Genomic DNA, 17,784 nt, shown 5'->3' with positions numbered 1-17,784 from the left:
CCTGGAATACCGGTTACAGAACCGAAGAATATATATTATTTTTTGAAGTAACGGTTGAACAAACCTTCGAATCCTTTACCATGACGAGCTTCGTCCTTGCACATTTCATGAACAGTGTCATGGATAGCATCCAAGTTCAATTGTTTAGCGCGAGTTGCGATACGTTTCTTATCTTCGCAAGCACCCTGTTCTGCATTCATGCGTTTTTCCAAGTTTGTCTTGGTATCCCAAACAACATCACCCAGCAATTCTGCAAATTTAGCTGCATGTTCAGCTTCTTCCCAAGCATAGCGTTTGAATGCTTCTGCTACTTCAGGATAGCCTTCACGATCAGCCTGACGACTCATGGCCAAATACATACCCACTTCCGTACATTCTCCCATGAAATGAGCATTCAAATCCTTGATCATTTCTTCGTCACAACCTTTAGCTACGCCAAGTACATGTTCGTCTGCAAAAGACAAAGCACCTGTTGTTTCTACTAATTCTTTGAACTTGCTCTTTGGTTGTTTACACTGCGGACAGAAATCTGGAGCTTCGTCACCTTCATGAACATAACCACATACTGTACAAATCCATTTCTTTTTCATAATCGCTAATTTTATTGGTTGTTATTACTATTAATTCTTTTATTGTATCACAAAGATACGCTCTCCTTCCGAATTATTCAAGTAACTTCCGATTGAATTCTTTTATGGAGATATCAAAAAAATTTATCACCCGAAATCATACGGTTGCACTAAACGATTTTCGTGACTTTCAAAAATGATTCCCGTTTCTTTTGAAAACGGTTCTCACGGGTTTCATTTTCCAATCCATAAGCACAGTCTGAATCTTTTCATTCAATTTTTTGTGTTTATATTGGGATTCTTCCAAAGAAAGTGTATATTTGCCCTTAATAATAATCTTAAACAAACACCCATGAAGAAAACTTTTCTTTTACTATTAGCAGCCATCGCATTACCAGCATGGTCACAACGTGATGCGTCAGTCCGCATTTATCCGGACAAAGGTACAACAACAATCAACAAAAACATGTATGGGCACTTTGCCGAACACCTGGGAAGCTGTATTTATGGCGGGCTTTGGGTTGGTCCGGACAGTGATATTCCGAACACACAAGGTTACCGGACCGATGTATTGGAAGCCTTAAAGAAATTGCAAGTCCCGGTACTTCGCTGGCCTGGCGGTTGCTTTGCCGACGAATATCATTGGATGGATGGAATCGGACCTAAAGAGCAACGCCCTAAAATGGTGAATAACAACTGGGGAGGAACTATCGAAGACAACAGCTTCGGAACACACGAATTCCTGAATTTATGCGAACTGCTTGGGTGCGAACCCTACGTAAGTCTGAATGTCGGTAGCGGAAGTGTGGAAGAAATGGCCAAATGGATTGAATATATGACCTCGGAAGGCGATAGTCCGATGGCCCGGTTGAGAAGACAAAACGGACGAGACAAAGCCTGGAAGGTTAAATATATCGGAGTCGGCAACGAAAGCTGGGGCTGCGGAGGAAGCATGCGTCCGGAATACTATTCAGACTTATATCGCCGCTACTCTACATATTGCCGGAATTATGACGGGAATCAGCTATTTAAAATAGCCAGCGGAGCCAGCGATTATGATTACAACTGGACAGAAGTCCTGATGAAGAACGTAGGAGGCCGTATGGATGGTCTTTCCTTACATTATTATACGGTAACAGGTTGGAGCGGAAGTAAAGGTTCGGCAACCGAATTTGATCCGGATGATTTCTACTGGACCATGGGAAAATGCTTGGAAATTGAACCGGTCATCCAGAAACATATCCAAATCATGGATAAATATGATCCGAAAAAGAACATTGCCCTGATGGTTGATGAATGGGGAACTTGGTGGGATGTTGAACCGGGGACCAATGCCGGCCATCTTTATCAGCAGAATACAATGCGCGATGCTTTCGTTGCTGCACTGACATTAAACCTGTTCCATAAATACTGCGACCGCATCCAGATGACGAATATTGCACAAATCGTAAACGTGCTTCAATCGGTTATCCTTACCAATGGTAAAAAGATGCTCCTGACGCCTACCTATCATGTATTCGAAATGTATAAAGTGCATCAAGATGCCACTTGGTTGCCGTTAGATCTGATTTGTGATCAGGTAAAAGTGAGAGACAATCGTACAGTTCCGATGCTGAGTGTTTCAGCCTCGAAAGATAAAGCCGGAAAAATCCACATCAGTCTGGCCAATGTCGACCTCGAACAAACCGAAGACATACAGATTGATTTGCAAGGCATGCAACTCAAAGAAGTAAGCGGTCGTATCCTGGCTGGCAAGAACATCAATGCACATAATACATTCGAGCAACCCAACCAAGTAGAACCTAAAGAATTCAAAGGTGCAAAGATTGAAAAGGACGGAACATTACATATCCAAATGCCCGCCCAGTCGATTGTAGTACTTGAAGTACAATAAATATTACTCCTACAAAAAACTTCCACTTCTATCCGAACAAAGCGGATACAGAAGTGGAAGTTTCTGTATAAATCAACAGACAGGAACTATTTCCGTAGCTTTCTCTCCACAAAAGTCTTGATAAAATCAACCGTATCATCAATACCTAATATCGAAGCATCGATGGAAAGGTTATAAGAAGCGGAAGCGCCCCATGTTTTATTTGTATAATAATTATAGTAAGATGCGCGTCCTTTATCCGTCTTCGTCATCAGATTCTTCGCTTCTTCAACAGAAACGCCCATGCTCTCGACAATACGCTGAACGCGAATCTCCGGATTATTGTGAATAAAGAAGCTGATACAAGCCGGATCATCCCGCAAAATATAATCGGCACAACGGCCAACCATCACACACGATTCTTTGGCAGCCAGATTCCGGATCGCTTCACTTTGAATACGGAATAACTCATCATTGGATAATATATCATTATACGGCATAAACATACCCATATACGGATATCCCATAGTAAAGGCATAAGCCATTCCACTCGAAGCCCGCTCGTCAGCCTTCTCAAAGACTTCGGTACACAAGCCGCTTTCGCGAGCAGCTACGGCTATCAGTTCTTTATCATAATAACCAATACCCAAAAGCTTCGCCAATTTCATTCCAATTTCGCGGCCTCCACTTCCAAACTGGCGACCAATCGTCAATATCATTCGGTTCTTATTATTTTCCATTTCTATGTCGTGTTTTTCTATAAAACCTATATCGCAAATCTATCTGTTTTCTTTCAAGAAAACAAATTTCAACGATAAAAAACCAAGGAGAACATAGTAAACTGTTTATTTCACAACCACGCAGAACGGATCAATAAAAGCATAAACGGGAAATAAAAAAATCCGCCTTGCACAACACAAGACGGATTCTTTATCCTTTTACTTCATTTCGTAATCAAAACTTAGAAATTTTATCGATCCGGCGCTGATGACGTCCGCCTTCAAAAGGAGTACTGAAGAAAGCATCCAAGACTTTCAATGCTTCTTCTTCAGAGATAAAACGTCCCGGCATAACCAATACATTCGCATCATTATGCGCACGGGCCAACGCAGCCAGCTCTTCTTTCCAGCAAAGGGCAGCACGAATACCCAGATGCTTATTCAAGGTCATGCTAATACCATTGCCTGATCCACAAATAGCGATACCAGGATAAACTTCACCCTCTTCTACAGCCTTTGCCAAAGGATGTGCAAAGTCAGGATAATCACAACTCTCAGTGGAATTTGTTCCAAAATCCTTAAATTCCCAACCTCTTTCCGTCAAGACCTTCTTTACAAACTCCTTCAGAGTAAATCCTGCATGATCACAACACAATCCGATTACTTTCATAAGATTCTTATTCTGCCAATAATTCTTTTACCTGTTTATATACATTCTGACCTGTAAAGCCTAATTTCTCGTCGAGCACTTTATAAGGAGCTGAATAACCGAAAGAACTCATTCCCCATACACGGCCATTGAAACCAACCAAGCTTTCCATGCTTACCGGCAAACCAGCTGTCAACGCAAAGTTCTTGGCATCCGGTCGAATAACAGAATACTGATAATCTTTAGCCTGGCTACGGAACAATCCTTCAGAAGGAATAGATACGATACGAACCTTTACACCATCAGCACGCAATAATGCAGCACCATCAACCAATGTTGAAACTTCAGAACCTGAAGCAATCAGCGTAACGTCCGGATTCGCATCTTCGTTTAAGATATAAGCACCTTTTTCTGCTCCCAAAGCATCCTGATATCGGTCTCCCTGAGAAGGAAGATCCACTACATTTTGCCGTGACAGGATCAAAGCAGTAGGTGTCGATGTATTTTCCATTGCCATCTTCCAGGCAACAGTTGTTTCTGCACCATCAGCCGGACGAAGTACCAACATCGAATTATTGCCTTTATGATTCTTCAGCTTCTCCAACAAACGCACTTGCGCTTCTTGTTCTACTGGCTGATGAGTCGGTCCATCTTCTCCCACACGGAAAGCATCATGTGTCCAGATAAACTTAACCGGCTGTTCCATCAAAGCGGCCATTCGCAATGCAGGCTTCATATAATCAGAGAAGACAAAGAACGTACCGCAAGCAGCAATGACACCGCCATGCAATGACATACCAATACAGATACAAGCCATAGTCAATTCAGCCACACCTGCCTGGAAAAAGGCTCCGCTGAAGTCACCCTTCACAAATGCATGTGTCTTCTTCAAGAAACCGTCAGTCTTATCTGAATTAGACAAATCGGCAGAAGCACAAATCATATTCTCAACCGATGAAGCCAATACGCCCAATACGGTAGCTGAAGCAACACGAGTAGCCTGATTAGCTTTCTGCTGAATGCCTGCCCAATCTATTTCAGGTATTCTGCCGGCAAACCAGTTGTCCATTTTCACTGCCAAATCCGGATGAGCTTCTGCCCAAGCCTTCTTAACGGCTTTCTTTTCTTCCATCAACGCATTAAGTTCAGCTTCACGCTTCGCATACAATGCAGCAACCTCAGGGAAAATAACAAATGGATTCTCAGGATCACCACCTAAATTCTTAATCGTTTCCTCAATAGAAACACCTGCTGCCGATAAAGGCTGGCCATGTGTTGAAACTTTATTTTCGTAACTGCTATGATCAGCGCCCAAAGCACCTTTACCCATAACAGTCGTACCAATAATCAAAGTAGGTTTTTCTTTTTCTGCTTTTGCATCTTTCAATGCTTGACGAATAGCATCTGCATCATTGCCATTAATCGAAATAACTTTCCAGCCCCATGCCTCATACTTTAAAGCGACATTCTCATTGTCTACTTCATCCACTTTTGTAGAGAGCTGAACATTATTGGCATCATAGAACATAATCAAATTGTCCAAACCTAATGTTCCGGCTACGCGTCCTGCTCCTTGAGAAATTTCTTCCTGGATACCACCATCCGAAATATATGCATAGATCGTCTGGTCCATTACTTCTTTTCCCAAACGAGCTTGCAAGAACTTGGCTGCAATAGCTGCACCTACAGCATAGGTATGTCCTTGTCCTAATGGTCCAGATGTATTCTCGATACCTCTTTCTACATTTACTTCCGGATGTCCTGGTGTTACTGTACCCCACTGACGGAAATTCTTCAATTCATCCATAGAAAACTTTCCAGTCAAAGCCAATACAGAATATAACATGGGTGACATGTGTCCCGGATCCAAGAAGAAACGGTCACGACCTTCCCATTTTGGATTTTTCGGATCATACACTAAGAATTCAGAGAACAATACGTTTACGAAGTCTGCACCACCCATCGCACCTCCAGGATGACCTGATTTAGCTTTTTCAACCATTGATGCAGCAAGAATACGTATATTATCGGCTGCTCTATTCATTAATTTAATGTCGTTCATATCGCTATTCGTTAATTCGTTTGCAAATTTAAAGATAATTCATTAGTAAAGCAATCGCTGTGACACGAATACGCCACTTTTTATGAAAATAAATTTGACATACATAAGAATCACAAAGAAAAACAAACTCCTTTATTCAACAAATCGTCATACTTTTCCTTATTGAAAGTATAATAGAAAGCGCCTCGTTTTGATGAACTTTTGTCTTTTTCCTCCAGCTTCTCTAATATATTCATAGAATTAATCTTCTTGCGGAAATTTCTCTTATCCAACGGAGCTTGATAAATAGCTTCATAAAGAGTCTGCAATTGTGGTAAAGTAAATTTTTCAGGGAGCAGATTAAATCCGATTGGATGAGTTGCTGCTTTACGCTGCAAAATAGCAATCGAATCTTTTATCATTTGCTCGTGATCAAAAATCAGTTCTGGCAGTTCGGTTATCTTAACCCAAACAGCATCATGGGCTTTCAGCGTATCTACATCTATACTAGCCATATTGACCAGTGCATAATAAGCAGCAGAGATAACCCGCTCTCCTAGATCACGGGTTATCTCGCCATAAACTCCTACTTGCTCCATAAATAAATTGTCAACTCCAGAACAATCTGTCAGGACTCTATTTGCAGCCTGCGACACACTTTCTCCTTCACGAACGAATCCGCCCATTAAAGACCACGAACCTTTCAAAGGTTCAAATGAACGTCGATACAACAGAACATGCAACTCGCGGTTATCGAATCCAATCAAGATGCAATCAACTGCTACAAAAAATTTAGACTCACCTTGATAATATAATGTTGACATAATATTTAGGATTTTATAAACGTAAATCAAGCCAGACGTCTGGCACCATCACTAATTACGACATTGTACAATTTAGGCTCATGTCCGAACTTCTTTGTATATTCAGCAAAGGCTTTCGCAACAAAAGCATCGTATTTGTCTGCTTTTACCAAGTTAATAGTACAGCCTCCGAAACCGCCTCCCATCACGCGAGAACCAGTTACGCCGCATTCTTTAGCAATGTCGTTCAAGAAGTCAAGTTCTTCACAGCTGACTTCATACAGTTTGCTCATGCCATGATGCGTACCATACATTTTTTCTCCAACAGTTTCGTAGTCACCTTTTTCCAAGGCATCACAGACATCCAATACGCGTTGAATTTCTTCAATGACATATTCAGCACGCATATAATCTTCTGCACTAACATCGGCCTTAACTTCGTTCAACATGTCCATGGTAGCGTCTCTCAAGAATTCTACTTCCGGATGATTACGCTTAATGGCAGCTACTACGTTTTCGCAAGACTGACGACGTTTGTTGTATGCAGACGAAGCCAATTCATGTTTTACCACTGAATCCAACAATACCAATTTATAACCGGCTGCTTCCGGATCAAACGGGAAATATTTGTATTCCAATGAACGGCAGTCCAAACGGATCAAATGACCTTTCTTTCCAAAAACAGAAGCAAATTGGTCCATGATACCGCAGTTCACACCACAATAGTTATGTTCTGTTGACTGTCCGATCTTTGCCAACTCGAACTTATCTATATTTAAATCGAATAATTCGTTTAAAGCAAAAGCATAAGTACTTTCTAATGCTGCAGAAGAAGACATACCAGCACCCAGAGGAACATCACCTGCAAATGTAGTATCAAATCCTTGAATATTACCTCCGCGTTTGATGATTTCACGACATACACCGAAGATATAACGAGCCCAGCTAGCCTGCGGTGCATCATTTTCTGTCAAACCAAATTCTGCATAATCATTCAAGTCGATAGAAAAAGCACGGACTTTTCCTGTTCCATTCGGTTTGATTTCTGCGATCATACCTTTATCGATAGCACCCGGGAAAACAAATCCACCATTATAATCAGTATGTTCTCCTATCAAATTAATACGACCAGGTGATGCAAAGAAAGTACCCGATGTATTAAACAGCTCTTGAAACTTTTTACTAATCTTCTCTTTCATAATGATAATAATATTCAATTAAAAAAATAAGCAGCTAAGTAGAATAGTAACCCTACTTAGCTACTTTATACTCACAAACAAAACGATTAAGATCTTATTCTACCGGAATATCCTTATTGACATTCTTGCTTCCTACCAAAGCATAATACAGCAAATATGCCAAACCAAAGAGGATAACGAAATAACTTACCTGGAAACCAGCCATATCTGCTACAACACCTTGAATCAATGGTAAAATACCACCACCGCAAACCATCACCATAAAGAATCCGGAAGCAGCCTCTGTATATTTACCCAAACCTTCAACTGCCAAGTTAAAGATACCACCCCACATAATAGATGTACACAGACCACAAAGAGCCAGGAACATGATACCAATAGGAACTTCAACCATACCGAATGACAAGCTAGCCAAGAATACCGGCATACTTACTTTCGTTGTAATCGGAGCAAAGATGGCGATCAGGATAAATACAAGACCTACAGCTGAAGCCAAAGTCAACATAGACTTACTTGAGAATCTAGCGCCTAAAGAAGCACCACACAAACGTCCAACCATCATCAGGAACCAATATGTACCTACCAAACTACCAGCTGTTGTAGGATCAATGCCCAGCTCATCGCTTGTAGCAAACAAGTTCATAAAGTTTGGAATACCAACTTCAACACCTACATAGATGAAAATAGCAATAGTACCCAAAATAAAGTGACGGAAAGAGAATGCACTGTATTTATCAGGAGCACCTGTATTCTTCTGCTGACGTTCCAGACTTGGTTCCGGAATGTTCATACTGATCAATACGATAAATGCCAAAGCGAAGATACCCATTGCCAAGAACAAAGCAGGAGCTGCATCACTGATTGTTGCACGAGCAGCATCACCCATCAAATAACCTACCAATACCGGAACGATTGTTGCACCAATGGAATTAACAGAACCGGCAACCTGGATTAACTGGTTTCCTTTGTTACCACCACCACCTAAGGTATTCAACATCGGGTTTACTACGGTATTCAACATACACATAGAGAAACCTGAAACGAAAGCACCTGTCAAATAAACAGCATAGCTTCCTGCCAAACCTGACAAATAAGAGATAAACACACCTACAAAACCTACAATGATTGCCAGCAAAGCGGTTTTCTTATAACCAATCTTCTGCAACAACATACCTGCCGGTACACCCATAAAGGCGTAAGCAATAAAGTTAGCGGCATTACCCAACTGCGACATCAGGTTTGTTGCCTGGAACTGGTTTTTAACAATTACCCCGAACGGATTCTGCAAACCTGTCACGAACGAGATCATAAAGAACAATGCCACCATCATAATGATAGGCAATGTGTAATTTTTTTGACTAGTTGAATTCATTTGTTTTAAAGTCGTTTAATTATTAATGTTTTAATGATTTATTCTACTGTGAATTTATATACAGTCTGACTCTGGAATGTTTCGCCCGGACGCAAAACGGTTGATGGATACTCTGGTTTGTTCGGACTGTCGGGGAAATGCTGTGTTTCCAAACAGAAAGAACAACGTTCTGGATAAGGATGTCCGTTTTTACCGATGATTGATTCATTTAACCAATTGGCGGTATAAAGCTGAATACCCGGCTCGGTTGTATAAGTTTCCATGACAATACCTGTCTTCGGAGAATAACAACGCGAAGCCAAGGCCATCTCATTTTCTTCCTTATTTAATACATAGCAATGATCGTATCCTTTACCGAAGATCAATTGCTGGAAATTCTCATTAATCCGTTCCCCGATTTCATGCGGCTCGGTGAAATCCATCGGTGTTCCTGCCACTTTTTCCAACGGACCATAAGGTATAGCCGTTTCGTCGGTTGGCAAATAAGCATCTGCATGAATTGTCAAAACGTGATCACCGATATAACGGTCGCCTTCTCCTGAAAGATTAAAATAAGAATGATTAGTTAGATTGACGACTGTAGGCTTGGTTGTTGTTGCCTGATAAGAAATAACCATTTCATTCTCGTCTGTCAGATGATAAAGAAGAACGGCAGTCAATTCTCCCGGATAACCTTCTTCCCCATCGGCAGCCACGTAGGTCAGGCGGACAGTTTGAGCGTCTAACTGTTCCATATCCCAAACCCGGAAATGAAAGCCTCGCAAACCTCCATGCAAACTATTCGGACCACTATTAATAGGTAACTGATCATACACGGTTCCATCCAGTTCGAAACGTCCTTTCGCGATCCGGTTGGCATAACGGCCACACGTTGCACCGAAAGTAGGTTCTCCAGAAGTCAGATAATCGTCAATGGATGCATGACCCAATACGACATCAACCCATTCACCTTTGTTATCAGGAACCATTAATGATACGATCTTGGCACCATAATTTGTTATAACAGCCTCCGTACCTTTTTTATTGGAGAGCACACAAATCGAAGTTTGTTTTCCTTCAACCTGCTTATTAAAAGCTTCAAAGCATAAACCAGACTTTGTTTTTACGTTTTCCATGCGTATTAAGTTTATAAACTGATTGTAAAAGTAAAATTCTTCTTTCAATACAGCACCAACAATAAAGATGTTATATAACACCATTTTATATATCTATCACATAATAAAGCAAATATTCTGCTGAAAATTAAATGTTTCAATTACATTTCCTGTCAAAATATTTCCTTTAAACGGCTTTCGCTTACTGCTGTCTGCCGAAAGAACGTTCAAATATAGTAAAAATTTTAATTGCCGATTCATTTTTTCTTTCTATCTTAGCAATTGTATAAATTACACCTTAAAGGAATACATGAATATGAAAACAAAAATCCAAAAGCTCGCATGCCTTTGCTGTTTGAGTGCAGGCATCAGTGTCTTGCCGGTTTGTGCCCAAGACAACGCACAAGAAATCCAGTTTGACATCCAGGCAAAACAATCTCTGTTTCCCGTACAATCTACGATGTATGGTGTTTTCTTCGAGGACATCAACTTTGGTGCCGATGGAGGAATCTATGCCGAACTTGTCAAGAACCGTTCATTTGAGTTTCAGGATGCTTTAATGGGTTGGATTCCGTTCGGAACAGTCAAAATTGAAGAAAAAGATCCTTGCTTTGAACGAAACCCGCATTATGTCCGCTTGTCTTTCGGTCAGGAAATTACACAGACCGGATTAGAAAACGAAGGATTTAAAGGAATGGGTATCAAAGCGGGTGAATCTTATTTCCTTTCTACTTATGCCCGTGTCCAGTCAAAGACGCCTGTCCGTATTCGGATTGAACTGATCAGTGAGAGCAATCATATCTTCGAAACCAAAGAACTGACGGTATCGGGTAATGACTGGAAGAAATACCAGGTCACACTTACACCGCAGCAAACCGAAAAGCGGGCTCACTTGCGTCTCACCTTGATTAATCCCGGAACAATCGACATGGATCATATTTCATTATTCCCTGAAAATACTTACAAGAAACGTCCCAATGGCTTGCGGGCCGATCTGGTAGAAGCTTTAAAGGATTTGCATCCCGGCATATTCCGTTTCCCGGGCGGATGTATTGTTGAAGGGACGACTCGTGCCACCCGATACCAATGGAAAAATACCATCGGACCGGTGGAAAACCGGCCTACCAATATTAACCGTTGGTTTTATACTTTCTCGTACCGCAAATTCCCGGATTACTATCAGTCGCTGGGACTTGGTTTCTATGAATATTTCTTATTAAGCGAAGATATCGGAGCTGAACCGCTGCCTGTTCTCAACTGCGGACTTTCCTGCCAATACGAAAATGACGATATGGATGAACATGCCCGTCTTGACGAATTGCAACCTTATATACAAGATGCGTTGGATTTAATAGAATTCGCCAATGGATCGGTTTCTTCGAAATGGGGAAAAATACGAGCAGAAATGGGACATCCGGCTCCATTCAACCTGAAGTTTATCGCGATCGGCAACGAACAATGGGGTTCTATTTATGTAGAAAGACTAAAACCTTTCGTTGAAGCGATACGCGCCAAGTATCCGGATATAAAAATAGTTGGCGGATCGGGTCCGCAAGCTTCCGGAGAAGAGTTTGATTATTTATGGTCAGAGATGAAGAACCTGCAGGTTGATCTGGTGGACGAACATTATTATCGTCACCCGGAATGGTTCCTCTCGAATGCCAAGCGATATGATTCGTACGACAGAAATGCACCGAAAGTCTTTGCCGGAGAATATGCTTGCCATACCGATACACAAGCCAACAGTTTCCTGGCTGCTCTTTGCGAAGCGGCCTTCATGACCGGATTGGAGCGAAATGCTGATGTGGTTCAGTTATGTACTTATGCACCTTTGTTTGCGCATGTGGATGCCTGGCAATGGAGACCAGACCTGATCTGGTTTGACAACTTGTCTGTATTCAAGACTCCGAATTATTATGTACAACAGATGTATTCGCGGAATAAAGGCACGGATGTCGTAAAACTGACGAGAAACAATCAGCCGGTTGCCGGAGAAAATGACTTATATGCTTCGGCCGCTCTCGACAAACAAACCAACGAATTAATCATCAAGGTTGTCAATACCGGCATGTATCGGCGTAGCATCACGTGGAATCTGGAAGGATTTGCCGACGGGAAACGGACCGCAAAAGTTCAATCTTTACAATCGCTGGATTTAGGAAACACCCAGCTTGTTCCTACCGAATCCAGCATCGAGCTTGATGTTCCCAAAGCAAAGCTTACTATCAAGCCATTCAGCTTCTCGGTCTATCGAATTCCGCTATAAAGAGGATATTTTACCATCCAAATATTAAATCTAGTTAAATACCAAAAGAAAATCGGTCAAATATTATGTTACATAACATAAACCCTCTATATTTGCATCGTGTTTTTCATGGTATTAGATTTAAGGTTAACAATGAAGATTGGCTGTCCGTGAGGATAGCCTTTTTTTATGCCCGTAACTCGCCTTCCTACGCGCCACAAATTATCCAAAAAAAATTACTTTTCTTTGTTACAAAATTCGGCAACATACGTTTTCCCTATAAAACAAGAAAAGAAAACTGATAAAATCGGATGTTGAACAGCAAGAATAAAGACACACTGGTTGTCACCTTCTCTCATTTGCAGGAACGTTTCAGACGTTTTGCCTTGCGCATACTTCCCAATGAAGAAGATGCGGAAGATGCCTTACAGGAAGCTTTCTGTAAACTGTGGCCGCATCACGACTCCATTCATTCGCCGAAGGAAGCCGAAGCTTTGATGATGACAACCGTCAGAAATGTCTGCATTGATTCTTGGCGGAAACAACAGCGTTACCCGACAGTTGCTTTGGATCCGGATCGGGATGGAGGAACAACCGAGAGTATCGACCAGCGACTGGAGATCGACGAGACCTACGAAACGATCGAACAGATTATACAATCCAAACTCTCTCCTATCCAGCAAGAGATCTTGCGCCGGAAGGAATTTGAAGGTGACGACTATGATCGTATCGCCAGTGACCTGCATATGCAGCCCACAGCCGTAAGGGTTCAACTGAGCAGGGCCCGAAAAATAATCAGAGAATTGTACCGTAAAATGGAGGAAAAAGGCAGATGAAACAAAAGCATGTAGAATTTCCGCACCGGACACGCCAGGAATGGCTACAACTCGCCGAAAAGTATTTCGAGGCAGAGACTTCTGATGAGGAAGAAAGACAACTGAAATTATTCTTGTGCTCTGCGGAAGCACAAGATCCGGCTTTCGATGAGCTGAAGGCCGTTATGGGCTATCTGGCCATCGGGAAAAGCCGGTACCGGCAACAGAACGAGAAACGTTCTTCCTTTCAGGCATGGAAATGGAGAAGCATTGCAGCCGTCTTTTTCTGTTGTTTGCTTTCGGGTTCGTTGTACGTACTCAGACAGCAAGAACGGAATCAGTGCATCGCCTACATAAACGGACAACGATGTACCGACAGCGGACTCGTCTTGTCGCACATGCGGTTATCTATGAACCAGGTCAGCCAGGATACGGAAGACTTTACGGTAGAAAGCCAGTTGGAAAGTTTGTTTGACTCGGCCGAAGATTTGAATGAAACAGATAAAAATGACTATAAATAATATAAGGTATATGAAATATGTATGGTTAATATTATGTGGACTGATGGTCGTCTGTAACGGACTTCATGCACAAGAGAAGCTCCGTTCGAAAGTCCTTTTCGACGGCCGTTACAATAACCGCGAAGGAGCCGTGGAAGTCCTGGTGAAAGGCAAGAAGCTGGCGCCTTATCATCTGACTTTGTTCAGAAGCCTTACCCTGCAAGCCGATTCGACTGAGATCGCAACGATCACGGCATTGGTAGAATCGGATGCACAAAAGGCAGCCGAAAAGGAAACAGGCAGTATTGGCGGAAAACTTTATTACGGTTTCTTCTGCTTCCCGGGGAACGACAAGGGAACGAACCAATACCTGTTTTTCCGCAATGCTTCGCTGCGCAACCCCGATTATCCCGAAGTAATCGTCATTTACATGGAAGGGGCAGCCACGCTCGAAGAGCTAAAAGAAATGTTTCAGTAATCCGAATTAAAAACGTAAAAGAGATATACAATGAAAAAGTTAATCGCAGGAATCAGTCTGCTGGCTTTTACCTGGCCGGCATGGGGCCAATATCAGGCAAACGACAGTATCGTGATCAATCGGCCCAACAAAGTAACAATTATCACCAACGACAAGGAACAGGAAATCCGTGTCGAAGGAAGTGAGAATAATCCGGACTATTCGTATGTCAAGAAGATCACACTGAATGAAGGGAATTATGCCGTTACGCAACAGAAAACCGGCAACTGGAACTTCAACATTCCGTTCAGTAAAGAGAAGAAGAACCGGAAAAACAAATACAGTTCCGACGAAGTCTTTTGCGGAGGGATTTATTTTGGATTCGTCAATGCCATAGGTGCTCCCGAAGCCATGAACGTCAACATGAGCAGTTCGTATGAAATCGGCGGAAACCTCATCAACTTCGGTCTGCGTCCCTGGAAAGACGAGAACCGTTTCTCGGTCGGCTTCGGTATGCGCTGGCGGAATTATCGCATGAACGGTTATTCCCGCTTCATCAAAGACGAGAACCAGCACATCAATATCGGTACCTATCCGGACAAGGCCGACATTGACTTCTCCCGTCTGAAGCTATTCAGCCTGACAGTTCCGTTTATGTACACCCGCGATCTTGGGCGCAACTTCTCTTTCAGCCTCGGACCGGAGCTTTGCATCAATACCTACGGCAGCATGAAAACCCACTACAAAGATGCCGAAGGGAACGCAGTCAAACTGCTGGACAAGAACATCCATCAGCAGAAAATAAGCGTTGATCTGCAGGCGCATCTGGTGTTCCACTCCATTGGTGCCTATGTCCGTTATTCACCTTGCCATGTCTTGAATACCGACTTCGGACCCGAATTCCAGACATTCACCGCCGGCATCAGTGTTTTTATGTAAAGAACAACCAAGAAACCACAGCATTTATTTGCGAACCTAGTTAAAAATATGTACCTTTGTTTAGGTATTTTTATCATTCCACAAAGGTGAAACGATCGTTTCTCCCGGGTGAAACGGTAAACATCTACGAGTTCAACCTCTAAATACGAAATAACCTGAACAAAAAAGTACTTGTATGACTGCAATTTATGATTTCTACAAAAACCCGAAACAAAAGGATAGTACCGAGAAAACACGCTATCACGCCCGGGTTGTTACGAACCAGACCATCTCAACCGACGAGCTTGCCCGCAAAATCCATACGCGCTGTACGGTGACAACGGCTGATGTCAAAGCCGTATTGACTTCACTTTCAGACGTAATTGTGGAAGAATTGAAGAATGGGAACCGTGTATACATCGACGGACTCGGTTATCTGCAGATCACGCTCACGTGTCCTGAAATTGAAACTACCGACAAAACAAGGGCTCAGTCGATTCATTTCAAATCGGTTGCTTTCCGTCCGGAAGTACGCCTCAAGGAGCAACTGAAAGACACCCACTTCAAACGGGCAGAAAACAAAACCCATTCCAAAGAACATACCACCGAAGACCTGGAAAAACTATTAACCCGTTATTTCCAGTCGCACGAATCTATCAACCGCCAGCAATTCGAACAGCTTTCCGGATTTACCCGGACAACTGCCAGCCGGCGACTAAAAGCATTGGTAGAAGCCGGTAAATTAAAAAACATCGGCTTGCACCATTTTCCCGTATATAAACCAACCGAAGGAAACTTCGAGTAATAAAAAGAAAGGAAAAACAAATCATGGCCAGACGAAAACTATCAAATAGTCAAATCGTATGCATTACTCTCTTATGGGGAATTCTATGCTATATGTTACTGACTTACAGCAAAGAAATAACCGGCGAAACGATCTTCGCCATCGTTACTTCCGGTATCATTGTGTTTGTTCCTATCTATAAGAACATAAAGCGGCGAGGCGATAACAAATCGTAAGATTTATCCGATAAAAAAAGAGATTTGTCATAAATCAAATATTTTTTACGTCGATTTGTTTGCATTTTAAAAATAATAATATACCTTTGCAGCGTTCTCCCAATAAGGAGACAACAAATGAGGATAATTCATAAAGGTATTACATTTTATATAATTAAAGACAAATGAAAGCAAGTGAAGTTTTAGACACACTGAAACGCAGATTTCCAAACGAACCTGAATATCATCAGGCAGTTTCAGAAGTATTAGGTACGATTGAAGAAGTGTACAACGAACATCCTGAATTCGAAAAGTCTAACTTAATTGAACGTCTTTGCATTCCTGACCGGATCTTTTCTTTCCGCGTTACTTGGATGGACGACAAAGGACAAATCCAGACAAACATGGGTTATCGTATCCAGCATAATAACGCAATTGGCCCGTACAAAGGCGGTATCCGCTTCCATGCTTCCGTAAACTTGTCTATCTTGAAATTCCTGGCCTTCGAACAGACATTCAAGAATTCACTGACAACACTGCCGATGGGTGGTGGCAAAGGTGGTTCAGATTTCAGCCCGCGTGGTAAGAGCAATGCTGAAATCATGCGTTTCTGCCAGGCATTCGTATTGGAATTATGGCGTCACATCGGTCCGGATACCGACGTTCCTGCCGGCGATATCGGTGTAGGAGGTCGTGAAGTTGCTTATATGTACGGTATGTATAAGAAACTGGCTCGCGAAAATACAGGTACATTCACCGGAAAAGGTCTGGAATTTGGTGGTTCACTGATCCGCCCCGAAGCAACTGGTTATGGTAACGTATATTTCTTGCTTCAGATGCTGAAGACTCGCAACATCGACATCAAAGGTAAAGTCGTAACAGTTTCTGGTTCGGGTAATGTGGCTCAATATACAGTAGAAAAGCTGATCACATTGGGAGCTAAAGTAGTTACCATGTCTGATTCTGACGGTTACATCTATGATCCGGACGGTATTGATCGCGAAAAGCTGGATTATATCATGGAATTGAAGAACCTGTACAGAGGCCGTATCCGCGAATATGCTGAAAAATACGGTGTAAAATATGTACCGGGTGCACGTCCTTGGAACGAAAAATGCGATATCGCTATGCCAAGTGCTACACAGAACGAAATCAATGGCGACGACGCTCGTGCCTTATTGGCTAACGGATGCTTCGCTGTATCAGAAGGAGCCAACATGCCTTCTACTCCGGAAGCAATCGACGAATTCCTGAAAGCGAAGATTCTGTACGCTCCGGGTAAAGCAGCCAATGCAGGTGGTGTTTCTGTATCAGGTCTGGAAATGACTCAGAATGCTCAGAAGTTAAGCTGGTCAAGCGAAGAAGTAGATCAGAAGTTGCAGAGCATCATGCAGAATATCCACGAACAGTGCGTAAAATACGGTACACAACCGGATGGTTATGTAAACTACGTGAAAGGTGCAAACGTGGCAGGCTTCATGAAAGTAGCCAAGGCTATGATGGCACAAGGTATTTTATAAGCAGAAGCATA

Annotated in this window: 17 protein-coding genes; 9 read left to right on the top strand and 8 right to left on the bottom strand. The window is 42.3% G+C overall.

The features are described from left to right. Positions 1-35 precede the first annotated feature (35 nt). A complete protein-coding gene (locus MUN53_RS03145; RefSeq protein ID WP_022455014.1) occupies positions 36-590 on the bottom strand; it encodes an NADH peroxidase in 555 nt (184 codons plus the stop codon). 331 nt (positions 591-921) lie between these two features. Between MUN53_RS03145 and MUN53_RS03140 the strand changes: the two genes are divergently transcribed. After that, positions 922-2,463, top strand: a complete 1,542-nt coding sequence (locus MUN53_RS03140; protein ID WP_243323344.1) for an alpha-N-arabinofuranosidase — start codon at positions 922-924, stop codon at positions 2,461-2,463. A gap of 86 nt (positions 2,464-2,549) precedes the next feature. Here MUN53_RS03140 and MUN53_RS03135 read toward each other — a convergent pair whose 3' ends face one another. From MUN53_RS03135 to MUN53_RS03105, 7 genes are all read right to left on the bottom strand, one after another. Further along, positions 2,550-3,182: a cytidylate kinase-like family protein gene (locus MUN53_RS03135; protein ID WP_022455016.1), complete on the bottom strand. Its 633-nt coding sequence runs from the start codon at positions 3,180-3,182 to the stop codon at positions 2,550-2,552. A gap of 214 nt (positions 3,183-3,396) precedes the next feature. After that, positions 3,397-3,831, bottom strand: a complete 435-nt coding sequence (rpiB, locus tag MUN53_RS03130) for a ribose 5-phosphate isomerase B (protein ID WP_022455017.1) — start codon at positions 3,829-3,831, stop codon at positions 3,397-3,399. A 7-nt stretch (positions 3,832-3,838) separates the two neighbouring features. Beyond that, complete coding sequence (locus tag MUN53_RS03125; protein ID WP_022455018.1) at positions 3,839-5,872, bottom strand: transketolase family protein; 2,034 nt, start codon at positions 5,870-5,872, stop codon at positions 3,839-3,841. Between the two features lie 110 nt (positions 5,873-5,982). Next, positions 5,983-6,675, bottom strand: a complete 693-nt coding sequence (locus MUN53_RS03120; RefSeq protein ID WP_022455019.1) for an NUDIX hydrolase — start codon at positions 6,673-6,675, stop codon at positions 5,983-5,985. 26 nt (positions 6,676-6,701) lie between these two features. Next, positions 6,702-7,853 (bottom strand): galactokinase, encoded by a 1,152-nt coding sequence (gene galK, locus MUN53_RS03115; protein ID WP_243323343.1) that lies wholly within the window; start codon positions 7,851-7,853, stop codon positions 6,702-6,704. A 94-nt stretch (positions 7,854-7,947) separates the two neighbouring features. Further along, positions 7,948-9,225, bottom strand: coding sequence for an MFS transporter (locus tag MUN53_RS03110; RefSeq protein ID WP_022455021.1), 1,278 nt, complete (start codon positions 9,223-9,225; stop codon positions 7,948-7,950). A 38-nt stretch (positions 9,226-9,263) separates the two neighbouring features. Beyond that, positions 9,264-10,340 carry an aldose epimerase family protein gene (locus MUN53_RS03105; RefSeq protein WP_243323342.1) on the bottom strand — a complete coding sequence of 359 codons (1,077 nt, stop codon included), beginning with the start codon at positions 10,338-10,340 and terminating at the stop codon, positions 9,264-9,266. Positions 10,341-10,635: 295 nt separating this feature from the next. Between MUN53_RS03105 and MUN53_RS03100 the strand changes: the two genes are divergently transcribed. The 8 genes from MUN53_RS03100 (at position 10,636) to MUN53_RS03065 (ending at position 17,773) form a co-directional block, all read left to right on the top strand. After that, the gene (locus MUN53_RS03100) at positions 10,636-12,585 is read left to right on the top strand and encodes an alpha-L-arabinofuranosidase C-terminal domain-containing protein (protein ID WP_243323341.1); all 1,950 of its coding nucleotides are present in this window, start codon (positions 10,636-10,638) and stop codon (positions 12,583-12,585) included. A gap of 290 nt (positions 12,586-12,875) precedes the next feature. Beyond that, positions 12,876-13,400, top strand: a complete 525-nt coding sequence (locus tag MUN53_RS03095; protein ID WP_022455025.1) for an RNA polymerase sigma factor — start codon at positions 12,876-12,878, stop codon at positions 13,398-13,400. After that, positions 13,397-13,900 carry a hypothetical protein gene (locus MUN53_RS03090; protein WP_243323340.1) on the top strand — a complete coding sequence of 168 codons (504 nt, stop codon included), beginning with the start codon at positions 13,397-13,399 and terminating at the stop codon, positions 13,898-13,900. Before MUN53_RS03095 ends, MUN53_RS03090 begins: the two co-directional genes overlap by 4 nt. Before the next feature lie 10 nt (positions 13,901-13,910). Further along, a complete protein-coding gene (locus MUN53_RS03085) occupies positions 13,911-14,357 on the top strand; it encodes a DUF6108 family protein (protein ID WP_243323339.1) in 447 nt (148 codons plus the stop codon). A 30-nt stretch (positions 14,358-14,387) separates the two neighbouring features. Then, the gene (locus tag MUN53_RS03080) at positions 14,388-15,275 is read left to right on the top strand and encodes a hypothetical protein (RefSeq protein WP_243323338.1); all 888 of its coding nucleotides are present in this window, start codon (positions 14,388-14,390) and stop codon (positions 15,273-15,275) included. Between the two features lie 175 nt (positions 15,276-15,450). Next, the gene (locus MUN53_RS03075; protein ID WP_243323337.1) at positions 15,451-16,059 is read left to right on the top strand and encodes an HU family DNA-binding protein; all 609 of its coding nucleotides are present in this window, start codon (positions 15,451-15,453) and stop codon (positions 16,057-16,059) included. 23 nt (positions 16,060-16,082) lie between these two features. Continuing rightward, on the top strand, positions 16,083-16,274 hold the full coding sequence (locus MUN53_RS03070) for a hypothetical protein (RefSeq protein WP_022455030.1): 192 nt from the start codon (positions 16,083-16,085) through the stop codon (positions 16,272-16,274). Between the two features lie 164 nt (positions 16,275-16,438). After that, positions 16,439-17,773, top strand: a complete 1,335-nt coding sequence (locus MUN53_RS03065; protein ID WP_022455031.1) for an NADP-specific glutamate dehydrogenase — start codon at positions 16,439-16,441, stop codon at positions 17,771-17,773. Positions 17,774-17,784 lie beyond the last annotated feature (11 nt).

It is taken from the genome of Parabacteroides faecalis, from assembly GCF_022809355.1.
GTDB classification, from domain to species: domain Bacteria; phylum Bacteroidota; class Bacteroidia; order Bacteroidales; family Tannerellaceae; genus Parabacteroides; species Parabacteroides faecalis.
This window is presented reverse-complemented; position numbering and strand designations above follow the sequence as displayed.

What these genes read in the sequence shown, in the direction of transcription:
- MUN53_RS03085 (WP_243323339.1), top strand. Translation starts at nt 13,911, where the DNA reads ATGAAATATGTATGGTTAATATTATGTGGACTGATGGTCGTCTGTAAC.
- MUN53_RS03120 (WP_022455019.1), bottom strand. Translation starts at nt 6,675, where the DNA reads ATGTCAACATTATATTATCAAGGTGAGTCTAAATTTTTTGTAGCAGTT.
- MUN53_RS03125 (WP_022455018.1), bottom strand. Translation starts at nt 5,872, where the DNA reads ATGAACGACATTAAATTAATGAATAGAGCAGCCGATAATATACGTATT.
- MUN53_RS03100 (WP_243323341.1), top strand. Translation starts at nt 10,636, where the DNA reads ATGAAAACAAAAATCCAAAAGCTCGCATGCCTTTGCTGTTTGAGTGCA.
- MUN53_RS03095 (WP_022455025.1), top strand. Translation starts at nt 12,876, where the DNA reads ATGTTGAACAGCAAGAATAAAGACACACTGGTTGTCACCTTCTCTCAT.
- galK (WP_243323343.1), bottom strand. Translation starts at nt 7,853, where the DNA reads ATGAAAGAGAAGATTAGTAAAAAGTTTCAAGAGCTGTTTAATACATCG.
- MUN53_RS03075 (WP_243323337.1), top strand. Translation starts at nt 15,451, where the DNA reads ATGACTGCAATTTATGATTTCTACAAAAACCCGAAACAAAAGGATAGT.
- MUN53_RS03140 (WP_243323344.1), top strand. Translation starts at nt 922, where the DNA reads ATGAAGAAAACTTTTCTTTTACTATTAGCAGCCATCGCATTACCAGCA.
- MUN53_RS03080 (WP_243323338.1), top strand. Translation starts at nt 14,388, where the DNA reads ATGAAAAAGTTAATCGCAGGAATCAGTCTGCTGGCTTTTACCTGGCCG.
- MUN53_RS03105 (WP_243323342.1), bottom strand. Translation starts at nt 10,340, where the DNA reads ATGGAAAACGTAAAAACAAAGTCTGGTTTATGCTTTGAAGCTTTTAAT.
- MUN53_RS03065 (WP_022455031.1), top strand. Translation starts at nt 16,439, where the DNA reads ATGAAAGCAAGTGAAGTTTTAGACACACTGAAACGCAGATTTCCAAAC.
- MUN53_RS03145 (WP_022455014.1), bottom strand. Translation starts at nt 590, where the DNA reads ATGAAAAAGAAATGGATTTGTACAGTATGTGGTTATGTTCATGAAGGT.
- rpiB (WP_022455017.1), bottom strand. Translation starts at nt 3,831, where the DNA reads ATGAAAGTAATCGGATTGTGTTGTGATCATGCAGGATTTACTCTGAAG.
- MUN53_RS03090 (WP_243323340.1), top strand. Translation starts at nt 13,397, where the DNA reads ATGAAACAAAAGCATGTAGAATTTCCGCACCGGACACGCCAGGAATGG.
- MUN53_RS03110 (WP_022455021.1), bottom strand. Translation starts at nt 9,225, where the DNA reads ATGAATTCAACTAGTCAAAAAAATTACACATTGCCTATCATTATGATG.
- MUN53_RS03135 (WP_022455016.1), bottom strand. Translation starts at nt 3,182, where the DNA reads ATGGAAAATAATAAGAACCGAATGATATTGACGATTGGTCGCCAGTTT.
- MUN53_RS03070 (WP_022455030.1), top strand. Translation starts at nt 16,083, where the DNA reads ATGGCCAGACGAAAACTATCAAATAGTCAAATCGTATGCATTACTCTC.